10 protein-coding genes and 1 pseudogene are annotated in these 23688 nt (G+C 46.4%); 4 read left to right on the forward strand and 7 right to left on the reverse strand.

What is annotated here, in order from left to right; all coding sequences use genetic code 11:
* Positions 1 to 38 precede the first annotated feature (38 nt).
* The 6 genes and pseudogenes from BWI93_RS01315 to BWI93_RS01340 form a co-directional block, all read right to left on the reverse strand.
* Positions 39 to 1384: pseudogene (locus tag BWI93_RS01315) on the reverse strand (Gfo/Idh/MocA family protein).
* The gene (locus BWI93_RS01320; protein WP_094808374.1) at positions 1381 to 2241 is read right to left on the reverse strand and encodes a sugar phosphate nucleotidyltransferase; all 861 of its coding nucleotides are present in this window, start codon (positions 2239 to 2241) and stop codon (positions 1381 to 1383) included. The pseudogene BWI93_RS01315 and the gene BWI93_RS01320 overlap by 4 nt, the downstream one beginning before the upstream one ends.
* A 15-nt stretch (positions 2242 to 2256) precedes the next feature.
* The gene (locus BWI93_RS01325) at positions 2257 to 3342 is read right to left on the reverse strand and encodes a galactokinase family protein (protein ID WP_094808375.1); all 1086 of its coding nucleotides are present in this window, start codon (positions 3340 to 3342) and stop codon (positions 2257 to 2259) included.
* A gap of 170 nt (positions 3343 to 3512) precedes the next feature.
* Positions 3513 to 4508: a LacI family DNA-binding transcriptional regulator gene (locus BWI93_RS01330; RefSeq protein ID WP_255157676.1), complete on the reverse strand. Its 996-nt coding sequence runs from the start codon at positions 4506 to 4508 to the stop codon at positions 3513 to 3515.
* A 114-nt stretch (positions 4509 to 4622) separates the two neighbouring features.
* Entirely contained in the window at positions 4623 to 6344 is a 1722-nt protein-coding gene (locus BWI93_RS01335) for a RagB/SusD family nutrient uptake outer membrane protein (protein ID WP_094808377.1), read from the reverse strand.
* Between the two features lie 37 nt (positions 6345 to 6381).
* Positions 6382 to 9546 (reverse strand): TonB-dependent receptor, encoded by a 3165-nt coding sequence (locus BWI93_RS01340; protein ID WP_255157677.1) that lies wholly within the window; start codon positions 9544 to 9546, stop codon positions 6382 to 6384.
* 466 nt (positions 9547 to 10012) lie between these two features.
* Between BWI93_RS01340 and BWI93_RS01345 the strand changes: the two genes are divergently transcribed.
* Together BWI93_RS01345 and BWI93_RS28425 are read left to right on the forward strand one after the other, a co-directional pair.
* Positions 10013 to 11671 (forward strand): alpha/beta fold hydrolase, encoded by a 1659-nt coding sequence (locus BWI93_RS01345; RefSeq protein WP_217902204.1) that lies wholly within the window; start codon positions 10013 to 10015, stop codon positions 11669 to 11671.
* 65 nt (positions 11672 to 11736) lie between these two features.
* Complete coding sequence (locus BWI93_RS28425; RefSeq protein WP_255157678.1) at positions 11737 to 11925, forward strand: prolyl oligopeptidase family serine peptidase; 189 nt, start codon at positions 11737 to 11739, stop codon at positions 11923 to 11925.
* Positions 11926 to 11980: 55 nt separating this feature from the next.
* On the opposite strand, the gene BWI93_RS01350 is transcribed toward BWI93_RS28425, so the two are convergent.
* Positions 11981 to 15220, reverse strand: a complete 3240-nt coding sequence (locus BWI93_RS01350; protein WP_094808379.1) for a C25 family cysteine peptidase — start codon at positions 15218 to 15220, stop codon at positions 11981 to 11983.
* Positions 15221 to 15917: 697 nt separating this feature from the next.
* Between BWI93_RS01350 and dnaE the strand changes: the two genes are divergently transcribed.
* Both dnaE and BWI93_RS01360 read left to right on the forward strand, forming a co-directional pair.
* On the forward strand, positions 15918 to 19520 hold the full coding sequence (dnaE, locus tag BWI93_RS01355; RefSeq protein WP_094808380.1) for a DNA polymerase III subunit alpha: 3603 nt from the start codon (positions 15918 to 15920) through the stop codon (positions 19518 to 19520).
* A gap of 247 nt (positions 19521 to 19767) precedes the next feature.
* Positions 19768 to 23379 (forward strand): Eco57I restriction-modification methylase domain-containing protein, encoded by a 3612-nt coding sequence (locus BWI93_RS01360; RefSeq protein WP_176454093.1) that lies wholly within the window; start codon positions 19768 to 19770, stop codon positions 23377 to 23379.
* Positions 23380 to 23688 lie beyond the last annotated feature (309 nt).

The raw sequence follows: 23688 nt of genomic DNA on the forward strand, positions 1-23688 counted from the left end.
GGAGAAGCCTTCTGATCACTCAGAAGGCTTCTCTTGTTTTATGCCTCCAGCCCGAAGATGGGCTTATTCGTCTTCCACTTGCCCCGTGTAAAATCAGGAATTTGAATAGGAGCTGAGCCTTTTTTAATCGATTCTTCCGATAAAGGGCTAATCGCTGACCAGGCCGCTGCATCATATACATCGATGGCAGGCGAGCGTTTTTCCTGAATTGCCATCACAAATTCCTGCATGACGAAATAGTCCATACCCCCATGGCCTGCTCCTTGGGCGTTTTTTTCAAACTTCGTCCACAGGGGGTGATCGTATTTCTTCATATAGTCCGCATCTTTTTCCCACTGGTGAGCCTTCGGACTTTTCTTTTCAATATAGATCTGATCGCCTTCGTCCATCCAGAGCCCATTTGTTCCCTGTACTTTAAAACCCAATGAATAAGGACGGGGACTGTTCGTATCATGCGTAATCAGAATCGTTTCCCCATTGGCACATTTCACCATGGTTTGTACCACGTCACCCAATTTGAATTTGACCTTCGCGTTCGGATGATCAGCTCTACCGTGGTCTACGATATACTTATGTAGGCCTAAAGGTTTGGTGGCCATCGAGACCAGGTACTGAAATTGATTACCCCGGTTAATGTTGATCATTTGAGCTACGGGTCCCAGACCATGTGTGGGATAAATGTCGCCATTGCGATCAATGGAGTGCTGCGTCCGCCATTTGGCTTCCGAAAATCCTTTCTGTCCAAACTCTACGCCACCGCCATACGCACTCTTTCCATCATTGAATTTTACTTCCCGAAGGTCATGCTCATAGCCGCATTCCAAATGCGTAAGTTCGCCGAATAAACCCTGCCGAACCATATTTAACGCTGCCATGACGTCGCGTCGGTAACAAACATTTTCGAGAATCATGCAATGCGAGCCCGTCTTTTCGTACGCATTAACCAGATCCCAGGACTCCTGCAAGGTTACTGTGCTGATACTTCTACGCCCGCGTATTTACCCGCTTTCATCGTCGATACGGCCATGGGGACGTGCCATTCCCAGGGGGTGGCAATGATAATGCCATCCAAATCCTCTCGCTTGACCATGTTCTCAAAATCCCGTTCGTTCTTACTATAAACGACGGCTTCTTTCCGACCCGCATCCCGTAACATCTTTTGAGCTTTTGCCACGGCCGCCGGATCAATATCGCAGATCGCATTGATTTCTACCTGTGGAAAGAGAATGCTGTTCCGTACGTGTTCACGGCCGCGTAGACCCACCCCAATGAAACCCAAACGTACTTTCTGGTCGTTGGGTCGGGCCGTAAGAATAGAAGGCACGAACGCCATGCCTGCCGTAGCCAGAGCGGCGTTTTTTAAGAAGTTACGACGATTGTTCATAGCTGTGTAGGATCGAGAGATGAATACTTTTCACGCAGGTATTGCTGCACGGTAGCAATGTCTTCTTTATTGGTTAAGTCCGGTACGTTCTCGGATAGCGGTAGCGTATAAACGCTGGTTAGCTGAGCCAATAGATTCACGGCCGTAGGCAATTCTTTCTCATTACGTACGGGGTGAAAAGGTGTAGCTTCCAGACAGGGCATCAATCGTTCTGCCTCCAGTGCAAACAGGTTCATACTAACTCCGATGCGTCCGGTTTGTTGGCGAGCGGCTTCGACTTCCGCTTCACTGGGTTTTTCGTGAATATCCAATAGAAACCCTTCCGCATTGGTACGGATCAAAGCAAAGGCTTGAATTCGTTCAGCCGGAAAAAGTAAGGCGTTCCGGTCATAACTGACCAGTGCGTTGGGATAAGGGTTATTCCAGAGTAATTCCAGGGCCCGTGTTGAGTACAGATTGTCACTGTTACAAATGACCAAACGACCCTGTTGCCATTCCGGTGTCTGCTGTAGGGCTTGCAAGACGGCGTCTGCCGTACCCGCTGGTTTTTGCCGGTCAGCAGCGATGTACTGCCGGGCGAAGCGTATGGACAAACCCGGAAACGCATTGGATTCATAATAAGCCTGGGTCAACGAATCCTCGGGGTGCAGTAAAAGAAGGGCTTCCGTGAATCCGGCTTCTACAGCATTCATTAATTGATAATCGATCAGCGACTGACCCGCCGTACCCACACTAATCATTCCCTTGGTGAGCGTATTGGCCTGATCCACTAGCTTGGGGTCTAACGCTAGGTTTTCTACCGCTTTTTTCATGCGGGAAGACATCCCGCCGGCTAGAATCAGAATGCGTTTGTTCATTGGTAGATGTATTGGTTAAACTTGAGCCAACTGCGTTTCAGTACGTACGCCTTCATCAATGGTAATGATGTAACTTTTTCCACCAGCCCGTTCAATCGCTTCGGCAACGGCTTCGGCGTGAGTAGGAGCGTAGGCGAACATACAGCCACCGCCACCCGAGCCATTAATCTTGGCTCCTAAAGCTCCAGCTTCTAAAGCCACGTCGATCATCCGATCAATTTTAGCCGTTGAAATGCGTTTGGCTTCCCGCAGATTGTATTGATGACGATTGAGTAAGTCTCCGAAGTGTGTAGGATCGGGCTCGGGTCGGGCAAGCAGGTCTTTGGCTTCCCGTAAAATATCCCGGTCCGAAAGATTTCCTTTCAATAGAATATATTCATCCGGCGTAAGCAAAGACTGGTAACGTTCGGCCTCGCTAGCGGGATAGGTGGGTAAAGAAAAGGAGGGGTCTGCCGCTTTGATTTTACGAATGGCTTCCAGCATGCCGTACTTGACGTGCTTAAGGATACCCAGCGTATCTTTTGCCTGTTGGGAATCACCAAGCACAAACGTACCCGCAATCGGCTTTAAGGTTTCTACTTTAGGCACTGGTTGCGATTCCAGATAAATAACCTGCCCTACGGCACTGGACGTTTGATCCATACGGCCACCGGGTTCTCCAAACTCTTCAACTTCGGCCCGATACGCCAGATCCGCCAATTGTTGAATGGATATAGGAAAGTCGATCAATTGCGTCAGATAATACGCCCAGGCCACAACGAGAGCCGATGAGCTGGAAGTACCCGCATTAATGGGAATGGTACTACTAATGTGAGCGTCGAAACCCTGCGGAAATACGGCTCCCTGGCGTTGCAATAAGTTCAGGACGCTTTTATAGTAATCGCGTTGACGACCATACGGAATTTCGGATTGAAGGTTGAACGATTCCGTATGATGAATATCCGGCATGGTCAGCTGTACCTGACGATCCGACCGGAGTTGCCCTTCAATTTGTAAACGCAAGGAAATGGCAGCGGCAATAACGGGTAATCCGAGGTAATCCTGATGTTCACCAAACAAACAGATACGACCCGGAGCGGAAACGATAAAAGGTAGCGACATAGGCGTGAGGACATCAGAAACGTTGTACTAATGTAGGGCAGAAAAGCAGAAAAAAGCTACCGCCAGACGCGTCACCGGGCGGCAAATCCAGCGAAAACGGATGTACATTCGTTTGCACGGACGCGGACAAACGAATGCACAATTTTCCAGGAAAAAGAAAATTTATTGGATTAGGAGAGTACCATCAGCTCGGGTTGCAGAATGACTTTCTCAAAAGAGGCCTGGGGCTGGGCAATGGCGTTCAGGATCAGCTCAGCGGCGGTATAGCCCATGCGGTACGGATGCTGCTCGACGGAAGCCAGGGGTGGATGTTCGAGGTAAGCATTCATGGGCAGGTTAGCAAAACTCACGAACGAAATATCCGTATTCAGACGGAGCCCCTTGGCCCGGCAGACGCCCATGGCATCCAAAGCGACGTAATCGTTGAAAGTAAGTACCGAATCCGGCGGTTGGGGCAGGGCTAGCCATTGTTCCATAATTCGCCGCGTGGCTTCCGTGCTTAAGTCCACGGATTTCACTAATTCCGGTTCTGGAGAAAGACCTGCTTCGGTTAAAGCCCGTACGTAGCCTTCGTATCGTTCCTGACTCGCCACCAAAGAAGCCGGTCCATTGAGCAAGGCAATCCGTTTGAATCCCTTCTTCAATAGCAAACCCGTCGCTTCGTAGGCTCCCATTTCCATGTTACAACTCACCTGATGGGTGTCAATACTGGGTGGAATGCGGTCAAATAGGACGAGTGGAATCTGGTGTTGCAAGAGTTTCTGAATGTGATCGAATTGATGACTTTCTTTTGCTACCGATAAAATGACACCGTCTACAACCTGACGTGAGAGGACGTCGAGCACCTGTTTTTCCCGCTCGTACTGGTCGTGTGACTGGTATAAGGCTACGGTATACCCGCGGGCAAAGGCTACTTCTTCAATACCATTGATGGCTTTCGAAAAGAAGTTCTCCTGTATTTCGGGTAGTACTACGCCCAGCATAAAGGTTTTTCCGCTTCGCAGATTACGGGCCGTTGCACTGGGAACGTAGTTCAACTGTTGAGCTAGTTCCTGAACGCGTTCCCGCGTGCGAAGCCCGATCCTGGGATGATTCTGTAACGCTCTCGATACCGTTGAAGGAGAGATTTTCAATCGACGGGCAATTTCTTTGATCGAGACGTTCATGGGGATTCAAGAATGAAAGGGGAAAAGAAAGGCTCAATTTAATGGTTTTTCGATAGCCAAACGAAAAAAGCCCCATCCTCGGAGATGGGGCTTTGCAAAAGAAAGCAAGTTTGATTAATAACCTGGGTTTTGCTTCAGCGTTGGCTGACCGTTCACGTAGCTGTTATTAATCTCATCTACTGGCAAGGGGAAGTACTCGTGTTTGCCTTTGGTAAAGCTGGCTCCGTTGAGATACGTCCGTTTTTTGGCTTCGGTTTGCAGGTACGTATTCAGCGTTTGGTCGGCAATACCCCAGCGTACCAGATCGAAGAAACGGTGTCCTTCCATCGCGAATTCCAGACGTTGCTCAAAGCGGATGGCTTTCCGGGCTGAAGCCTGATCGGCAAAGGCCGCCGAGCCGCTGGGATATTCGTTGATGACATAGTTAGCCGCTGGTTTACCATCCGTGTTGGTTACATAAGGACTATTTTTAGCCCGGTTCCGGATTTGATTCACCAGTAAGCGAGCTTTATCCAGATTTCCTGCTTCCGCTTCGCATTCGGCCAGCCAAAGCAATACGTGTGAATACTTAATCATGCGGTAGTTATTAGCCACCCGACGTTTGTTTGTGGAATGCGTATTGGTACCTTCTTCACTTTTGTAATACATCCACTTTTTGCCCGTGTACGGTCCCGAATAGTTCTGATCCCGAATCCAGGTAACGCCGGGCATCGGGCCCCAATCCAGGAAAGGAATGCCCCGACGGCCAACCGTCCAGTCCAGCCGTGGATCCACGGGAGCCGTATCAGGCGTGAATGCATCGGTAATCTTCAAACCCTGATCACTCTTCAGATCCGAATTATTAAACGTGTCCAGCATAGGCAAGCCATTTGCATCCGTTTTAAAGGCGTTCACCAGGTTTAACGAAGGCAAGTAAAAACCACAGCAGCCACCACCCGGAGCACCCGAAAAATAGGGCCAGTTCAGTTCATCACCCGCGTTTCCATTGGCACCATTCGTACCGTCATTTACCGAAAACTGCACCTCAAAAATCGATTCGGCGTTGTTGTTGGTAAGGGCTTTGTAGTTATCGTGGTAATCGACCAGACGATACTTTCCACTGGCAACGATGGCTTCCAGTAAGGGTTTGGCCGTACTGTACTTGTTTTCGAACAGGTACGCTTTTGCCAGATAAGCCATAGCGGCGTACTTGGTGGCCCGGCCTTTCTGGGTCTGCGTTTCGGGCAGATTATCCATCGCAAACTTGAAGTCGGCTTCGATGTTTGGCCAGATATCCTTGTCATTGGGTACTTTCACTGAATTAGGATCGGCCGGATTGTAGATCGTTTCGTCAATATACGGAACCTTGTTCCACATCTTTTTGGCTTCGAAGTGGTAGTGAGCCCGCAAGAATCGGGATTCAGCAATGACCTGCGTTTTTTCCGCGTCGGTCATATCGGTTGTCTTCGCCAGCAGCTGGAGGACTTCGTTACAGCGAGAAATCCCATCGTAGACGACCCGCCATTTCCCCCGCATGTGTACGAAAGCAGGCTGCACTTCATAGCGTTCGATACCGGTGATTTCGGGCTGGTCACTGGCATCCGTGCCCTTATACGCATCGTCCGAAGCCACGCCCCCGTACACCCAGTTCGATACGGCTCCGTGCCAGTTGGTACCCCCGGAACCAATGCCATCGAGCAGCGAGTAGGCACCAATCAACGAAGCAGAAACGCCACTTTTATTAGTAAGCTGGCTGCCCAAGGCCACCCCTTGCGGTTTTACGTCCAGAAAAGAGTCGCCGCAGGAAGAAATGAGGCCTGTTAGCAAAAGCGATAAAACAATACTATTTCTTTTCATATAAGTAGCTGTAAATCTGAAATGAGGTAAATGGGGATTAGAAACTGAGTCGTAAGCCTACAATGAGGTTTTTCGAGACGGGATAGGCTCCTTCGTCCACGCCTAAGTGCGTGTCCTGACCATTATCACCTGAACGACGTAAGTTAACATCCGGATCCAGACCCGTATACTTGGTGAGGGTGAACAGGTTTTGTCCCTGCACGTAAATCTGAGATGCTCCCAGTCCCAGTCTTTTCTGCAGACCCGCGGGGAATGAGTACGACAACTGGATATTCTTCAGACGCAGGTACGAGCCTTTTTCAACGAAGTAGGTAGAAATCTGAGCACTGGTCGCGTCCGTAGCCCGCAGTTGGGGCAGTTTGGCATCGGTTTTACCAGGAACCCACGAGTCGTACAGCATCCGCGTACTGCGGTTACCCTGGAAGGTATTGAAATCAGTCCAGTACCGCATATAATTAAAGAGGTCATTGCCTTGTACACCCTGTCCGAATAAAGTCAGATCGAAGTTTTTGTAGCCAACGCTGACGTTTAAGCCGTAGGTAAAGTCCGGGTGCGGATTGCCGATAAAGGTACGGTCAGCCGACGTTACTACACCATCTCCATTGACATCACGGAAAATGAATGAACCTGCCCGGTTATACGTACCAAAAGCCTGGGGAGCTGCTTTAGCCGCTTCATCGGTCTGGAAGATCCCATCAATCACGTAGCCGTAGAACGAGGCAATCGGTTCGCCCACTTTCGTTGCACTCATGGCTGGTAGACGCGTGCTAAAGCCAAATTTGATGGAGTTGGGATCGTTATTGATTCGGAGCACTTTGTTGCGATAGGTAGAGAAGTTGGCTCCCACCGTGAACCGCATCTTGCCATCCATGGCCCGTCCGCTGTAATTAATGGACAGATCCACTCCTTTGTTCTGCATATCGCCGATGTTCGTATACGGGATCGTAGCCTGTCCCAGAGCCCAGGGTACATCGATCTGGCTGAGCATATCCTTGGTTTTCTTGGTATACCAGTCAAAGACTACCTGTAACTTGTTGTTGAACAAACTGGCATCGAAACCTAAGTTCAGCGAAGTAGTGGTTTCCCACTTACCCCGATCGTTTCCGAACTGAACCAGATCGAAGCCCGGTACGATGGAAGAACGTGATCCATTGATGTCATAATGGTTTTCCGTAGGCCGCGATTCGTACAGGGTATAGGCGTTGTAAATGTTCGGAATGTTCTGGTTACCCGTGCTTCCCCAGCCCCCCCGAATTTTCAGGTCGGAAAGGAAATTGACATTCTTGAGAGCTGCCAGTTCGGATAAACGCAGACCCACACTGGCCGCCGGGAACACCGCATACCGATTCGCGGCACTGAAGCGTGAGGAACCATCCCGCCGCAGCGTAAAGTCAGCCAGGAAGAAATCTTTGTAGGCGTAGTTGACTTTACCAAACAACGAAAACAGACGCGTACGGTTAACGCCCCGGCCGCTGTTCTGCAGGCCCAGCGGACTACCGGCATTCAGGTACAGGTAATCGGGATCCTCAAACGCGTAGTTACTACGAGTAGCGTCGAAGATGAAGTCGTACGTAGCAATAGCTTCCGTACCTGCCAATACGTTGATGCTGTGGTTGCCAAACGTTTTATTGTACGTCAAGGTGTTGTACCAGGTCCAGGAGTTGTCGTACCGGTTTTCTACCCGTAAGCTATTCGTATTGCGAGCTTCCGGAGACTCGGGATCAAGCGGCGTAAAGGGATTGAAATTGTAAGTATTATACTCAATACCCATACTGGTACGGAACACCAGACCTTTGAAGATGTCCAGATCCAAAAAGGCGTTTCCAAACAAGTGAATACCTTTGGTTACGTTGTCTTTGTTACGATATAGCTCGGCTACCGGGTTGCGGGCGTTACCTAAGTTCGCTCCTTTTGCTCCGGCAAAGTTTCCGGCAACGTCGTATACCGGAATCAGGGGGTTCATCCGTACGGCAAAAGCAATGGGGTTTGATTCATCATTGTTGGTAATGCCCACCCGCTCATCATACGATACGGTAAAGTTTTCACCAATGCGAATACGGTCTTTCAGCTTGAACTCCGTATTGGCCCGTAAAGAATACCGCTTATAGTTGGTATACTTCATGATTCCCTTCTGATCAAAATAGTTGAAAGAAATCGCGTACGAACCCTTATCCGTGCCACCGCTGGTACCCAACTGATAGTTCTGAATCAGGGCGGGATTAAAGAGTTCTTTCTGCCAGTTCGTACCTTGCTTGTTCGCCTTCGTAATCATGAACTTCGTTTTACCCAGATCCGGATTTCGCAGATCGTAGGTGTAGTTAACGTAGTTGCCATTCGCATCACGAGCTACGCGGGCATCGCCTTCGAATACACCGGAGGGATAGATGTAATCCGGAATGACGGGCTGCTCACCGCTGCCGTACTGGCCGTGTGAAGGCGTTTGGCCGACGTTTCGTGCCGAAGCCCAAATCTGCTGACCTAGCTCCTGGGAGTTAAGCAGGTTAAGGAATTTACCCGGACGCTGCACGCCCACGTACATGTCGAAGGTCAGCTTGGGTTCGCCAGGCTTTCCTTTTTTAGTGGTGATAATTACGACCCCATTAGCGGCCCGGGCACCGTAAATCGACGCTGCTGACGCATCTTTCAGTACCTGCAGACTTTCAATATCGTTCGGGTTGATATTATTCAGAGTACCCTGCGTAGGAACGCCATCGACGATATATAGAGGCGAGTTATTGTTGATGGTACCAAATCCCCGAATCCGTACCATGGTGCCACCGCCGGGCGAGTTGTCGTTACCTACCGTTACCCCGGCTGCCCGACCTTGCAGGGCCTGCGTCAGGTTGGCCGTAGGCAGAGCCGTAAGATCGGCCCCTTTGACAACGGTTACAGCACCGGTAATGTCCTTTTTCCGCTGGGTGCCATAACCCGTAACGACTACTTCATCCAGGGCCTTGGTTTCTTCCTGTAAGCTGACGTTAAGCGTGGTCTGCGTACCAACGGTCAGCTCCTGAATACGGTAACCAACGGCAGAGAAAACAAGCACATCGGAAGTACTGTTGCTATTGATCGCATACAGGCCCGATGCATCCGTCACAACGCCACGAGTGGTTCCTTTTACCTGTACACTTACGCCAGGAATACCCTGTCCATCCGCGGCAGAGACTTTCCCCGTGACTCGACGTTCTTGTGCATAAACCATCTGGACTATTCCAAGTAGAATAGCACATACCCAAAGTAAGGATTTTTTCATGTAGAAGTAATTGAATAGTTAAATAGGGCTTATTCTGTTAGGAGGTGATTTGTCTGCAATTATTAAAAATTATTCTACGAAATGTCAAATTGTGCCGACGTATAGCATTGTTCAATTTTCAAAAAAATACTTAATTTTTAGGAAGCTCAATGTTAATGCAGAAGAATAAAAGGCTATTTTTTACTGGTATTATTCCGTTAAAAAATAATATATTTCTGTAATTTTAGTTAAAGACAGAATAAAATACTATTCTATAAAATTTAAAAATTTATATAAAAATGTAAATATTTCATCCGAGGGGGAGCTTGGATACGAATTGAACAGGGGATCAGTAGCGTTATCTGAGACGATTCTAGTATACCTTTGCAGGGTACCGAATAAACGGTGCCTTTTTAGTAACTATTGATTTACGTGTATGAAAAAAGCTTGGCTGCTGGGCGGGATGTTCTTAAGCTCGCTAGCAATAAACGCTCAACAACGGTTAACACCCGAACAGCTTTGGAAAATGGGCAGGGTATCGGGCCTGGGGATTTCCAATGATAAACAATACGTAGTATACGCGGTCAGTACACCGCAAATGCCGGACAACAAGAGTCAGCGGAAGCTTTATAAAATTCCAGTGGCGGGCGGAGAAGCCCAGGAAATTAGTACTACAGAAGGCTTATTAAGAGATTCAAAAGTATCCGCCGATGGCAAGTATCGCATCAGTAGTCAGCCTGTACCCGTGCTAAACATTACGGGAGCCGATAAGTATAAAGATTTACCACAATCGGATGCTTATGTCTTTACTTCACTGAATTATCGACACTGGGATACCTGGGAAGATGGCAAGTTTGATCACGTGTTCCTAACCCCGCTGACGAATGGGCAGGCCGGTACGCCGAAAGATCTGATGCCCGGCGAAACCAATGATTGTCCCCAGAAACCGTTTGGTGGAGACGAGGACTTTATCTGGCATCCCGACGGAAAACATGTCGTATACGTAACGAAGAAAAAATTCGGTACCGATTACGCAGTCAGTACGAATACGGATCTTTATGAATACGATGTAACCACCGGAACGACCCGAAACCTAACTGAAAGTAACAAGGGATACGACGTTAATCCATCGTTTAATACGAAAGGCAATCTGGCCTGGCTCCAGATGAAGCGGGATGGATACGAGGCCGATAAGCAGGATCTGGTCGTGTCCAATGGAAAGTCTACGCTGAATTTGACGCAGCAACGCGATGATATTCACGTGGAGGGGTTCAAATGGAGCGAAGACGGAAGCACTCTATTTTTCTGGGCACCCATCAACGGTACCTTGCAGATCTTTAAGGTGACCTATCCCGGTACTACATCGGCCAAGCCCGTCATTACGCAGCTTACCAAGGGCGATTTTGACGTGAGTGACATTATCGGGCAGGTAGGTCAGAAACTGATCGCGTCCAAAACGGACATGAATCACCCGGCGGAACTGGTAACGATTGATGTGACCAATGGCTCTATTCAGGCTCTTACGCACGTAAACGACGCTGTAGTGTCTTCTCTGAATCTGTGCAAAACCGAGCGGCGATGGGTAACCACTACCGATCGTAAAAACATGCTGGTGTGGGTAATTTATCCGCCCAATTTTGACCCTGCTCAGAAATACCCAACGCTATTATATTGCCAGGGAGGACCGCAGGCCCCATTAACGCAGTCGTATTCGTATCGCTGGAATTTTCAGCTGATGGCTTCCCAGGGGTATATCGTAGTAGCCCCCAACCGTCGGGGCATGCCCGGCCATGGAACCAAATGGAACGAGCAGGTAAGCAAAGACTGGGGTGGACAGGTCATTCAGGATTATCTGAGTGCCATTGATGCCGTATCGAAGGAGTCTTACGTAGATAAAGATCGTCGGGGCTGTGTAGGGGCAAGTTTTGGTGGCTTCTCGGTATTCGCTCTGGCGAGTGTGCACGCCAAACGATTCAAAACGTTCATTGCCCACGACGGCGTATTTGATTTCCGTAGCATGTACGGCACTACGGATGAACTATTCTTCGAAAACTGGGAAAAAGGGGGGCGTACTGGGATAAGAAAAATGCGGTAGCTCAACGTTCCTTTAGCCAGTCGCCGAGCAACTTTGTCGACAAGTGGGATACGCCTATTTTCATTATTCAGGGTGGAAAAGACTATCGGGTTCCTATCGAACAGGGCTTGCAGGCTTTTCAGGCAGCCCAGCTACGTGGCATCAAAAGCAAGTTATTATACCTCCCCGATGAAAACCATTGGGTGCTCAGCCCTCAAAATGCGATCGTCTGGCAGCGGGAATTCTATCATTGGCTGGAAGAAACGCTGAAGTAATAGAAAAAGGCCTCGCTTTCAAGCGAGGCCTTTTTCTGTTTTAAGTACATAACTCCTAGTGAGCTACAACAATCTTCTGTTTTTGAATAGCGGTACCGTCGTTCACGTGTAGATGATAAAGTCCATTGGTTAAACTTTGGGTAGGTATGGTAACAGCACCATTCCGGATTTCTCCCTTCCAGACTGCCTGACCCATGGGGCTATACAGAACGGCTTGTACAGCAGTGGCAGTACTACCCGCATTCTCTTTAATGGTGATGGTAACATCCGCATCCGCTGGACTTGGATAAGCAATCAGCCCATACGTTGGGGCCACACGAAGAGCAATAATCTTGCTGTAATGGTCCGGCTCTGACGCTTCATCGATTTTCAGGCGATAATAGCTATTACCTACCCGAAGTTTCGTATCGTAGAAAGTGTACAGAGCTGAAGAAGTATGCTGAGAGGGCGTATAGCCAATACTAACCCAGTTTTTCCCATCAACGCTTTTTTCTATACCGTAGCCCAGAATGTTTTTTTCATCGCTTACTTTCCAGGAAAGGGTGCCTACGTTTTCAGGAATAGAAGTCGCATCTACGCCTGTAAAGCTTTTTCCCGCACTTGATTCAACCTGACCTTTAAAATAGATGATGCTAACGGGTAGAGGAGCATCAATTACATAGTCAAAGGCGAGCTGATTATTGCTCTTGGTAACTTCATCAATGGCGTTTTCTGCGTCGATAACGGCATCGATTTGATTGTTACTCACCGCATTCATGGTGTTAGTAACGTCGAAATACAGGGTATCCCGATAGCGAACCGGATTGAAAGTCAGTGTACCCAAGTCCATCGTACTGTTCGAAACATTGGCAATCGTGTTGTTGGAAGCAGCAGTATTTACCGTCCGTTTCAGTGAAACTTTAACGTTAGTACCTGGTACGGTACCCAAGTTGCTAACCACTACACCCAGTTTGAAATTTCCCGTTGATGTACTACCTGATTGTACAAACAGGTTACCTGCCTCAAAAGCCAGATCAGGCTTGGTTAAGGGGTATGGAACAATGGCCGGGTCACCCTGTAGGTTAAATTCCTGGGCGTGTCCTATGGTCATTTTGTTGTTCGGGTTGTCCGATACATAGCGAGTGGTTGTCGCTACGAGTACATCGCCAAACGATTTGTTGAGATAAGTAGAGCTCGAAAGATTTTGGAACAGAAGGCTGGAATAGCGATCCAGGTAACTCGGCCATCCCAGAAATGAAGAACCTAGGAATACAATTGCTCCCCGATCGGCTGTATTGACCCAGTTAGTACCAACCGTCTGAATGTTATCATTCGAAAAGATGTTCCCTGCTTCGCAGCCATTCACAAACATAATCGGGTATTTACCCTTGTTGTTGAAATTGCTGTTCGTCGCCAGTCCAATGTCAATGTCCGTATAGCCGGGACCGGAGTGACCGAAAAACGTAATCATACTTAGCCCTGCGTTTACATCTTTCGAAACGTCGAAAAACTCTACGTTGGCCGTCGTTTGTTTGGAAATAATCTTGGCATTTCCGCCGAGCGGTGCGTTTTTAACGATGTTGGAATAGCCGTTGGCGTAGTTTTTAAACGTAGGAATTTCGTAGTTGAAATCACGACCGCCACTCAGGTTCAGGAATCTCTTACGCCACAAGGCTGCAGGTTGGCTTTCGTATTCTTTTACTTTATTCAAATAAGCATATACTTCGTCTGAAGTGATCGTATTCAGTCGGCCTACGGAAAGAGCGGGAACATTGGCAGCCTTGCCGTTGAGCCCCATCACCAGCAGCCAATCGGAGCCAGGCCAGCCACCCGTAGGAATCTGATTAACCTCGTTCATGGCTTCGCTGGTGGTAAGATTACCAGTCCGGAAGTACTGAGGTGCAATGGCCCGTCCAATCAGGAACAGATGTCTGGAACCACCTTTTGCCATATAGTCAGCAAACCGCCGGATGGCCAGAGGGCTATTTTCTCCGTAGTTAAACTGATTGGAAATCAAATCCATATCCACTACTAAAGGTTTATAGCTACCGCCCTGGCTGGAAGCCCGGTAGGCACTATAGGCATCAGCCCCCTGTTGCAGGGATTTATAAGTCAGAATCAGGTAATTGTAATCGCTGGCGTTAATGGAACGGAACGAAACGCGTTCAATTCTAGCCACAGAACCAGCCGTGCGACTTACCCAAAGATTCCGGGTGCTTTGTGCGTTTCCGACGACTGCGTCCAGTGTACCATTCGTTAGGGTTGCCGTAATTTTTTGCACGGCATTCAGATCCGTAATATCATAAACCTGGTCATTGGAAGTGGCATTCGAAAAGCGAAGAAGCGAAGTACCTGAGCTATTCGTGCGGGTATTGATAGCTTTGCCACTAATACCCGACAAGTCGAGTGTTTGGGCATAACTAAGCTTGAAATAAACGACTGCATTCGAGCCTTGCTTGGAAGTAATCGTAGCAGTGCCTTCGTTGGTGTTGAAGTTACTCCAGTCCAGGGATTTGTTTACTTTAACCGTCTGAAGATCCGAAAAGGCTGTATTGGTTACGGACGAGTTTCCTACGGTAAAGTCAATGCTGTGGGCTCCCCGGCCTACGCCATAGAACGAAGTTTCCAGGCTGGGAGCCGGACCCTGCCGGTATGCGTTAATCAGCGGAAGCGTGTAGTTACGGCTACTGCCGGCATAAATCCGCTCATCCATATATCCTTTACCAGGACCAAATTCACTCACCGAAATACCCTGCTGGTAATCCTGTAAGTTATTAACGGCGTCGTAAGAAGCACCTACGTGAAAGGCTTTGTTGTAAGCAATGACGGTTTCTGCCAGGTGATAGCTTTCAGCGGTAAGCCCATTCGAAGAAAGCGTAGATACCGCTACACGTTTTCCTTTGGTACTTTGACTGACGGTCAGAAAATAATAGGAGTTATCCGTAAATAAACTCACGTAGGGGTTAGTGTGTGATTCCTTAGGTACGTACAGTTCAGCATCACGGGAGCCGTCGTTCCCTACGCCAAAAAACTCAATGTAGTCGCTACCGTCAAATTTCCCATCACCCTCGCCGACAACAGAGATAGCCTGTTCAACGCCTCGTCTGAACAATTGAATCTGTTGAGGGTTGGCTTGTAGATCAAAACCGGCGGATTGTAGCTCAGCGTAGGTAATACGGTAAATTCCTTTCTGTGTAACAGGAATTTTAAAATACATCTGCTGATAATTAATCCATTCGTTGCCAAACTGTTGGGAAAAGGACTCTCTCGCCCAGCCTAGTAGAAGAAGAGGGAGTAAAAAGTAAAGTTTTTTCATACAACTTTAAAAAAAGGAAACACTTAACGAAGGGTGGAAATTATGGATTCGGATTACAGCGTTTAAGCGGTCAAAAAATACCTTAGTAGCATGGAAATCAATAGGGTTGACATACAAATATGAAAGCAAAGGATTCAATTACAAAGTCATTTACCTACTTTTTTGCGTGGCTTAACATAAGTTTAAAAAATATGAAAAGTTAAAAGATATCAGGTTAGTGTTTAAATTATTAAAGATTAACTGCGGTTTAAGCCATAACCGTTACTAACAAATGGCTTAAATCACAGCACCAAGTTGAGTATAAAATGAGAGTACTTGTACTTTGAAAATAAAAGCGGATGCAAAAATGAAACACCTGGGGTAACGGTAATGAATATAGGCTAAAACTAAATGAAAAGAATTTAAAATAGTAAATAATAAGGTGTTTGGTAATATCTAGGTGTTATTCGGTAGTAAGATAGGTATTTTTGGATAATGTAAAGTATAGGTAGTATAGATAAACGTATTTACTAGGAAATACCATGGTCTGGTTGAGTATAGGGCCTGAACTCTAAATTTACAAAACCACAGAGACGAGCGAAATCATCATTCGCCCGATATAGAAAATCCTGGGGCAATCGGAACCTAACTTGCCCTCCTACGTTTTTCATCGTATCTTCAAGTTTGATTTTGTTGTAGGATAGAGAGCCCCGTTACTATGCATTTTTCCCATCTTCACTGCCATACCAAATTTTCCCTGCTCGATGGTGCCGCTGACATTGGCGACATGTTCAAGAAAGCCAAGGCGGACGGACATTCGGCAGTAGCCATTACCGACCACGGTAATATGTTCGGCGTGTTCAAATTCGTGGCCGAAGCCGGGAAGCACGGGGTGAAACCCATCGTAGGCTGTGAGTTTTACGTGGTACAGGACCGTCACGAGCGAAAGTTTACCAAGGAAAAGAAAGACGTTCGGTACCACCAGCTGATGCTGGCCAAAAATGAAGTTGGCTACCGAAATCTGGTCAAACTTTGTTCGCTGGGCTTCATCGAAGGGATGTACGGGAAGTACCCCCGGATTGATAAAACCCTGATTGAACAGTACCACGAAGGCCTCATCGCTACGACCTGCTGTATCGGGGCTAGCGTACCGAAAGCCATTCTGCGGAAGGGCGAAGAGGAAGGCGAAAAGGAGTTTCTGTGGTGGCTGAATATCTTCGGCGAAGACTTTTACGTCGAACTACAGGATCACGAAATCCCCGATCAGAAGCGGGTCAATGAGGTACTGCTCAAGTTTGCCCGCAAACATAACGTAAAGGTGATTGTCTCCAACGATAGTCACTACGTGGATCAGCAGGATGCCAACGCCCACGACATTTTGCTGTGCGTCAACACCGGTGAAAAGCAGAGTACGCCCTCGGCCAAGGACTTCTCGGATGACGAGGCCATGCCCCGCGGCTCGCGGTTTGCCTTTTACAACGATCAGTTTTATTTCAAGACGAAGAACGAAATGTTGCAGGTCTGGGGACACATCCCCGAAGGCCTGGATAATACGCAGGAGATTGTCGACAAGTGTTTCGATCCGAAGCTGAAGAAAGACATTCTACTGCCCAACTTCCCCATTCCCAGCGAATTCAAGGTACACGCCGATGATACCCTGAACCAGTGGGAATACCTGCGTCACCTGACGTTTGAAGGAGCCCGTCAACGCTACGAAACCATCTCGCCCGAAGCCGAGGAACGCCTCAACTTCGAGCTGCATACCATTAAAACGATGGGTTTCGCCGGGTACTTCCTCATTGTAATGGACTTCATCAAGGCGGGTCGCGACATTGGCGTATTTGTCGGGCCGGGCCGGGGCTCGGCGGCGGGTTCGGCGGTGGCGTACTGTATTGGCATTACGAACATTGACCCGATCAAGTACAACCTACTGTTCGAGCGTTTCCTGAACCCTGACCGGAAATCCATGCCCGATATTGATACGGACTTTGACGATGCCGGTCGCCAGAAAGTGATTGATTACGTCGTTGATAAATACGGTCGGAATCAGGTAGCCCAGATTGTGAGCTACACGGGGATGAAAGCCAAATCGGCGATCAAAGACGTAGGCCGCGTACTGGATTTGCCGCTGGATGAGACGAATATTCTGACCAAACTGATTCCGGAAAAACCCCTGGACCTGAACCTGCAGCGGGTTCTGCTGGCTCCCATCGACGGACCCGGCGGCGTGAAGGATAAAGAAGGCTGGGGCGGCGAGGAGATTCAGAATATCCAGAAATTGCGGGATACGATGAAATCCAATACCGTCGCCGGGAAGGTGCTAACCGAAGCCCTGAAACTGGAAGGTTCCGTTCGGGGTACGGGGATCCACGCGGCGGGGATCATCATTGCTCCGATGGATTTGACGGAGATTATTCCCGTGTGTACCTCGAAAGATTCGGACTGGTTTATTACCCAGTTTGAAGGGAAAGTGATTGAGGATGCCGGGGTAATCAAGATGGACTTTCTGGGCTTGTCCACGCTGACGATCCTGAAAAACGCACTGGCTCTAATCCGGCAAAACCACGGTGTGGAAATTGACCTGGACAGCCTGCCGCTCGACGATGCGAAGACCTACGAGCTGTTCCAACGCGGTGAAACCTACGCAATCTTCCAGTACGAAAGTGCCGGGATGCAGAAGTACATGAAGGAACTGAAACCGACGCGGTTTGAGGACCTTATTGCCATGAACGCCCTGTACCGACCCGGTCCGATTCAGTACATTCCTGAATTTATTGATCGGAAACACGGACGTAAACCCGTTGTCTATGACCTTCCCGAAATGGAAGAATACCTGGCCGATACCTACGGAATCACAGTGTACCAGGAGCAGGTGATGTTGCTGTCGCAGAAACTGGCGGGATTCTCCAAAGGGGACGCCGACGTACTGCGGAAGGCCATGGGTAAGAAAGACCGGGCGACGCTGGATAAGATGAAGGGCAAATTCATGGAAGGAGCCGTCGCCAAAGGTCTGGACGCCAAGAAACTCGAAAAGGTCTGGACCGACTGGGAAGCCTTCGCTCAGTACGCCTTCAACAAGTCGCACTCGACCTGTTACGCGTTCGTGGCCTACCAGACGGCCTACCTGAAGGCCCACTACCCGGAAGAGTACATGGCGGCCAACTTAACCAACGAGCTGGGCGATATCAAGAAGATTACGCTCTTCATGGAGGAAACCCGCCGGATGGGGCTCGACGTATTAGGTCCTGACGTGAACGAATCCATCAAGGAATTCAACGTCAATAAGAAAAAACAGATTCGGTTTGGTCTGGGTGGTATTAAAGGTACGGGCGATGCGGCCGTAGATAGCATCATTCAGGAACGAAACGCCAATGGTCCCTACCAGGATATTTTTGATTTCGTCACCCGAATCAACCTGCGTACGGTGAACAAGAAAACGCTGGAATCGCTGGCCTATGCCGGAGCCTTCGACGGCTTTGGCATCAACCGGGCGGCGTTTTTTGCCGATACGGGAACGGGTACGTTTATTGAAACACTGATTCGGTACGCCAACAAGCACCACGAAGAAAAAGCCGCCGCTCAGGTATCACTGTTCGGAGCGATGAGTGGGGGCGGCGGGGCCAACATGATGGCTCCCCGCGTACCGTCGACGGAGCCCTGGGCCCGGATGATCGAACTCAACCAGGAACGCGATGTAATTGGCGTATACATTTCCGGTCACCCGCTGGATGAGTTCCGGATTGAGCTGGATAACTTCTGCGATATTACACTCGACCGTTTTCGCGATTCGGAAGAGGAAAAGAACTGGTACAACCGCGATGTCCGTATTGCCGGAATCGTGACCAAGTATCAGGAGCGATACGCCAAGAATGGCAATCCCTTCTGTCTGTTTACGATTGAAGATTACGCCGGAAGCATGGAGCTGGCTCTGTTTGGCGACGATTACGTCAAAATGGGTCAGTACGTAGCCCAGGATCGTTTCCTATACATTCGGGGAAAACTACAGCCCAGCTGGCGAAACCAGGGCCAGTACGAATTCAAGGCGACCCAGATTCAGCTCCTGCCCGAAGTACGGGAGAAGATGTGTAAGCAGTTGAGTCTGGAGATCAATTTGCAGGAAGTAAGCGGCGAATTGGTGGCCAGTCTGAGCGAGTTGTTCAAACAAAATCCGGGCACCTGTAACTTATTCGTGAAACTCAAAGACTCGGAAAGTCCGGTAGAAGTAACGTTACAGAGCAGTATAAACAAAATCAGCGTATCGAATGAATTAATTAAAGGGTTGATACAGTTGGTGGGGAAGGATAGTTTTCGGTTGAATTAATAGAGGTAGTATAGATTAAATAAAGTCCCGTATGCAGTGGTGTGTGCGGGACTTTTGGTTTGATGTGGAAGTTTGTGTAAGTTAGTCTGTATTTCTCATAGACTCTTAGACGAGTGGTAACGGCCCGTTTTGTGTAAAAAATCTCCGCTTTGCACAAAAAACCAAAAGAACCATTTTTTTCCAACGCACTGATAAGGTTACGAAATTAAAACTTATCTTAACCGACTTGAAAAAATATAAATTGAAAATGGAATTAAAAGAATTGAAACCAAGAAAGGTACTGAACAAAGCCTTTTTAAAAGTAAAGCCGAACAGGACTGAAATTGAAGGTTTCAAGACCCATCTCATTACTTTACTCGACAGGACAAATGACACCGAAAGCGAAGAGTTTCATAAAAATTTAGTTTCAGACTTTCTTAAAGACACGTATTACAAACAAAACCATTTTATAAATACCAAAGGTCGAAATGACCTTGTCATTCACAACGGACAAAATTCAAACTCGACAGTTGGTGTAATCATTGAAGCGAAAAAGCCGACTAACAAAACCGAAATGATTACCACCAAAAAACTGAATGCAAAAGCATTTCAGGAATTGGTTTTGTATTACTTACGAGAGAGAATTACTCACAAAAACCTTGAAATAAAACATTTGGTGGCGACCAACATCAATGAATGGTTCGTTTTTGACGCTACCCTATTCGATAGACTTTTTGCTCAAAACAAAAACCTTGTAAAGCAATTTAACGACTTTGAAGGCGGACGTTTGGCTGACACCAAAACTAATTTTTTCTACAAACAAATTGCCGAGCCGTTTATTGACAGCATCACTTCTGAAATTGAATTTACTTACTTCAATATTCAGGACTTTCAGAAACCGTTACGAAATACCGACAAAGCAGACGACAATTCGTTGATTGCTTTATTCAAACTGTTATCGCCTGAGCATCTTTTAAAACTTCCTTTCACCAACGACAGCAACAGCCTTGACAAACGCTTTTACAGCGAGTTGTTGCACATTATCGGCTTGACCGAAACAAAAGAAGGAAGCAAAAAACTGATTGAACGGAACAAAGCAGGAGAACGCTACACGGGAACAATCCTTGAAGATGCAATCATTCAGCTTGACAGCTTAGATAAACTTAGCCGATTGGAAAAGCCAAGCCATTTCGGTAACACACAGCAGGAACGACTTTTTAGTGTTGCCCTTGAACTTTCGATTACTTGGATAAACCGTATTTTGTTTTTGAAGTTGTTGGAAGCTCAACTCATTACCTATCATAAAGGCGACAAGTCGTATTCGTTTCTCAATCTTGACAAAATCAAGAATTATGACGACCTGAACAGCTTGTTTTTTCAGGTGTTGGCTCGCAAGTATGACGAACGAAACGAAGATGTAAAAAAGATTTTTGAGAAAGTTCCTTATCTTAATTCTTCGCTTTTCGAGCCGACCGATATTGAGCAGGTTACTTTGTTTATAAGCAACCTGAAAGACGATAAAACTATTCCAGTCATTTCTTCCACCGTTCTCAAAGACCAGCAAGGCAAAAAAAGAACAGGAAATTTAAGCACACTCGAATATCTGTTTGAATTTTTGAACGCTTACGATTTCAGTAGTGAAGGTTCGGAAGAAATTCAGGAAGACAACAAAACGCTTATCAATGCTTCCGTCCTCGGATTAATTTTCGAGAAAATAAACGGCTACAAAGACGGTTCGTTTTTCACTCCGGGTTTCATCACAATGTATATGTGCCGTGAAACCATTCGTAAAGCGGTTGTGCAAAAATTCAACGAAACCAAAAAATGGAACTGCACAAGCCTAGAAGAACTTTACGACAAAATTGAAGACCGAAAAGATGCCAATAAAATTGTAAACAGCATCAAGATTTGCGACCCTGCCGTTGGTTCAGGACACTTTTTAGTTTCGGCTCTCAATGAAATGATTGCCGTTAAAAACGACTTGAAAATCCTGCAAGACCGTGAAGGCAAACGCTTGAAAGAATATCAGGTGGAAGTGGTGAATGATGAACTGATTGTAACAGACGAAGAAGGAGAACTTTTTGAATACAACCCAAGCAACAAGGAAAGCCAGCGAATACAAGAAACGCTTTTCCACGAAAAGCAAACCATTATTGAAAACTGCCTTTTCGGTGTGGACATCAATTCCAACTCAGTAAAAATTTGCCGTTTGCGTTTGTGGATTGAGCTTTTAAAAAATGCTTATTACAAAAACAGCACAGAACTTGAAACGCTACCGAACATTGACATCAACATAAAATGCGGAAACTCTTTGGTGAGCCGTTTTGCTATTGATGCAGACCTGAAACAAGCCTTGAAAAAAAGTAAGTGGACAATTGACAGCTACCGAATAGCCGTTGACACTTACCGAAACGCTGAAAGCAAGGAACAAAAGAGAGAAATGGAACGGCTAATTGTCGACATTAAATCGGATTTCAAAAGTGAAATTTCGTTGAACGACCCGAAAGTTAAGAAGCTACGCAAACTTTCAGGCGACTTATATCAAATGACCAATCAAGGGCAACTTTTTGAAATGAGCAAAAAGGAAAAAGCCGATTGGAACAAGAAAGTAACGCAACTGACAGAAGAAACTAAAAAACTTGAAACCGAAATAGAAGAAATAAAAGCCAACAAGATTTTTGAAAACGCTTTTGAATGGCGTTTTGAATTTCCCGAAGTGCTGAATGATGATGGCGATTTTGTAGGTTTTGATGTAGTGATTGGAAATCCGCCTTATGTTTATAGAAATGCAGACATTGAAAATTTAAAAGAGTATTACAATGCTAATTACTACAATACTTCAGGCAACTATGATTTGTATAAGTTCTTCATTGAACAATCTGTAAGAATTTCAAAAAATAATGGTTTCAATTCCTTAATTACTAATTCATCTTTTCTTCTACAAACATCTTTCGACAAAACGAGAAAGTTTCTTTTAGAAAATTCAACACTTAAAATCATTGTTCCTCTCGGTGGCTCTATTTTTGAAGAAGCAACGGTTGACTCTGCAATTTATATTCTGCAAAAGAGTAATTACCATGGCGACAAAACCTTTGTTATAAATCCAGAAAAACCAATTGAAATTACAATTACACCCGCCTATGTCGTTAAGCAAGACAGGTTTTTAAAAAATGAGTTCTTAGTATTCGACTATTTATTAAATGACGAAGAATACAACATCGTAAATAGGCTACTTTCAAAATTTCCTAAAATTGAAACAGGTTATGATTTTGGAGTTGGAATAAATACGGGTTATATAAAAGATGAGTTGACCGCAGAAACAAAGCTCGACAAAAGATACCATCCAATGGTTCCAGGAACAGGAATATCTAAGTATGGAGCTATAAAAACAGAAGGTTTCATAATGTATGACAAAGAGTTTGTTAAAAGCAAAGGAAAACTTGGAAGAACATTACCTTATGAAAAGTTTTTCACTGAACCCAAAATTCTTATAGTGAGAACCAGGAATATCACACTTAAAGAGAGAATTATTGCATCGATTGACTATGATAAAAAATACAATCTAAATCGCATTTCAAATATAATTTCAAAAGACAACAATTCACTTGAAGGACTTTTGGGTGTTCTAAATTCAAAGCTATTTAATTGGCTTTATTCAAAGAGATATTTTGATTATGAAATCAAACCAATTTATTTAAGAAACTCTCCACTTTGTAACACTAATGACAAGGAACTTAACAGACTTGTCAATGAAATAATTGAGTTAAGAAATTCGGACGAAAAGGCTAACATTTCAAAACAAATTAAATCAATAGACAACTGTGTTTATCAGCTTTACGAACTGACCGAAGAAGAAATAAAAATAATTGAGAAAAACTAAATCCCAATTGTTCCAAGTGTTAAGCTCGCAGAGCGTTACTTGGAACAATTGATTATAGGCAGTTTGCAAAGCCCAGACTGTTCCAAGTGTTCTCAACTGTTCCAAGTGTTAAGCTCGCAGAGCCTCACTCTCGCCGTTGTTGGTGTTTAGCGTAGCGTAACCAAAACCTCACATGATAATGCGGTTTTCTAATCCGTGCATAAATAGAACCTGTCGATACAGTAATACTAAGTAAATATTTCGTTCAAGACTCTTTGTACAACCGAAGTGTAATAAAGTTGTTGGTGACGCTACGCTAAACACCAACAA

The organism is Siphonobacter sp. BAB-5385 (genome assembly GCF_002261125.1).
In the GTDB taxonomy this organism is placed as follows: domain Bacteria; phylum Bacteroidota; class Bacteroidia; order Cytophagales; family Spirosomataceae; genus Siphonobacter.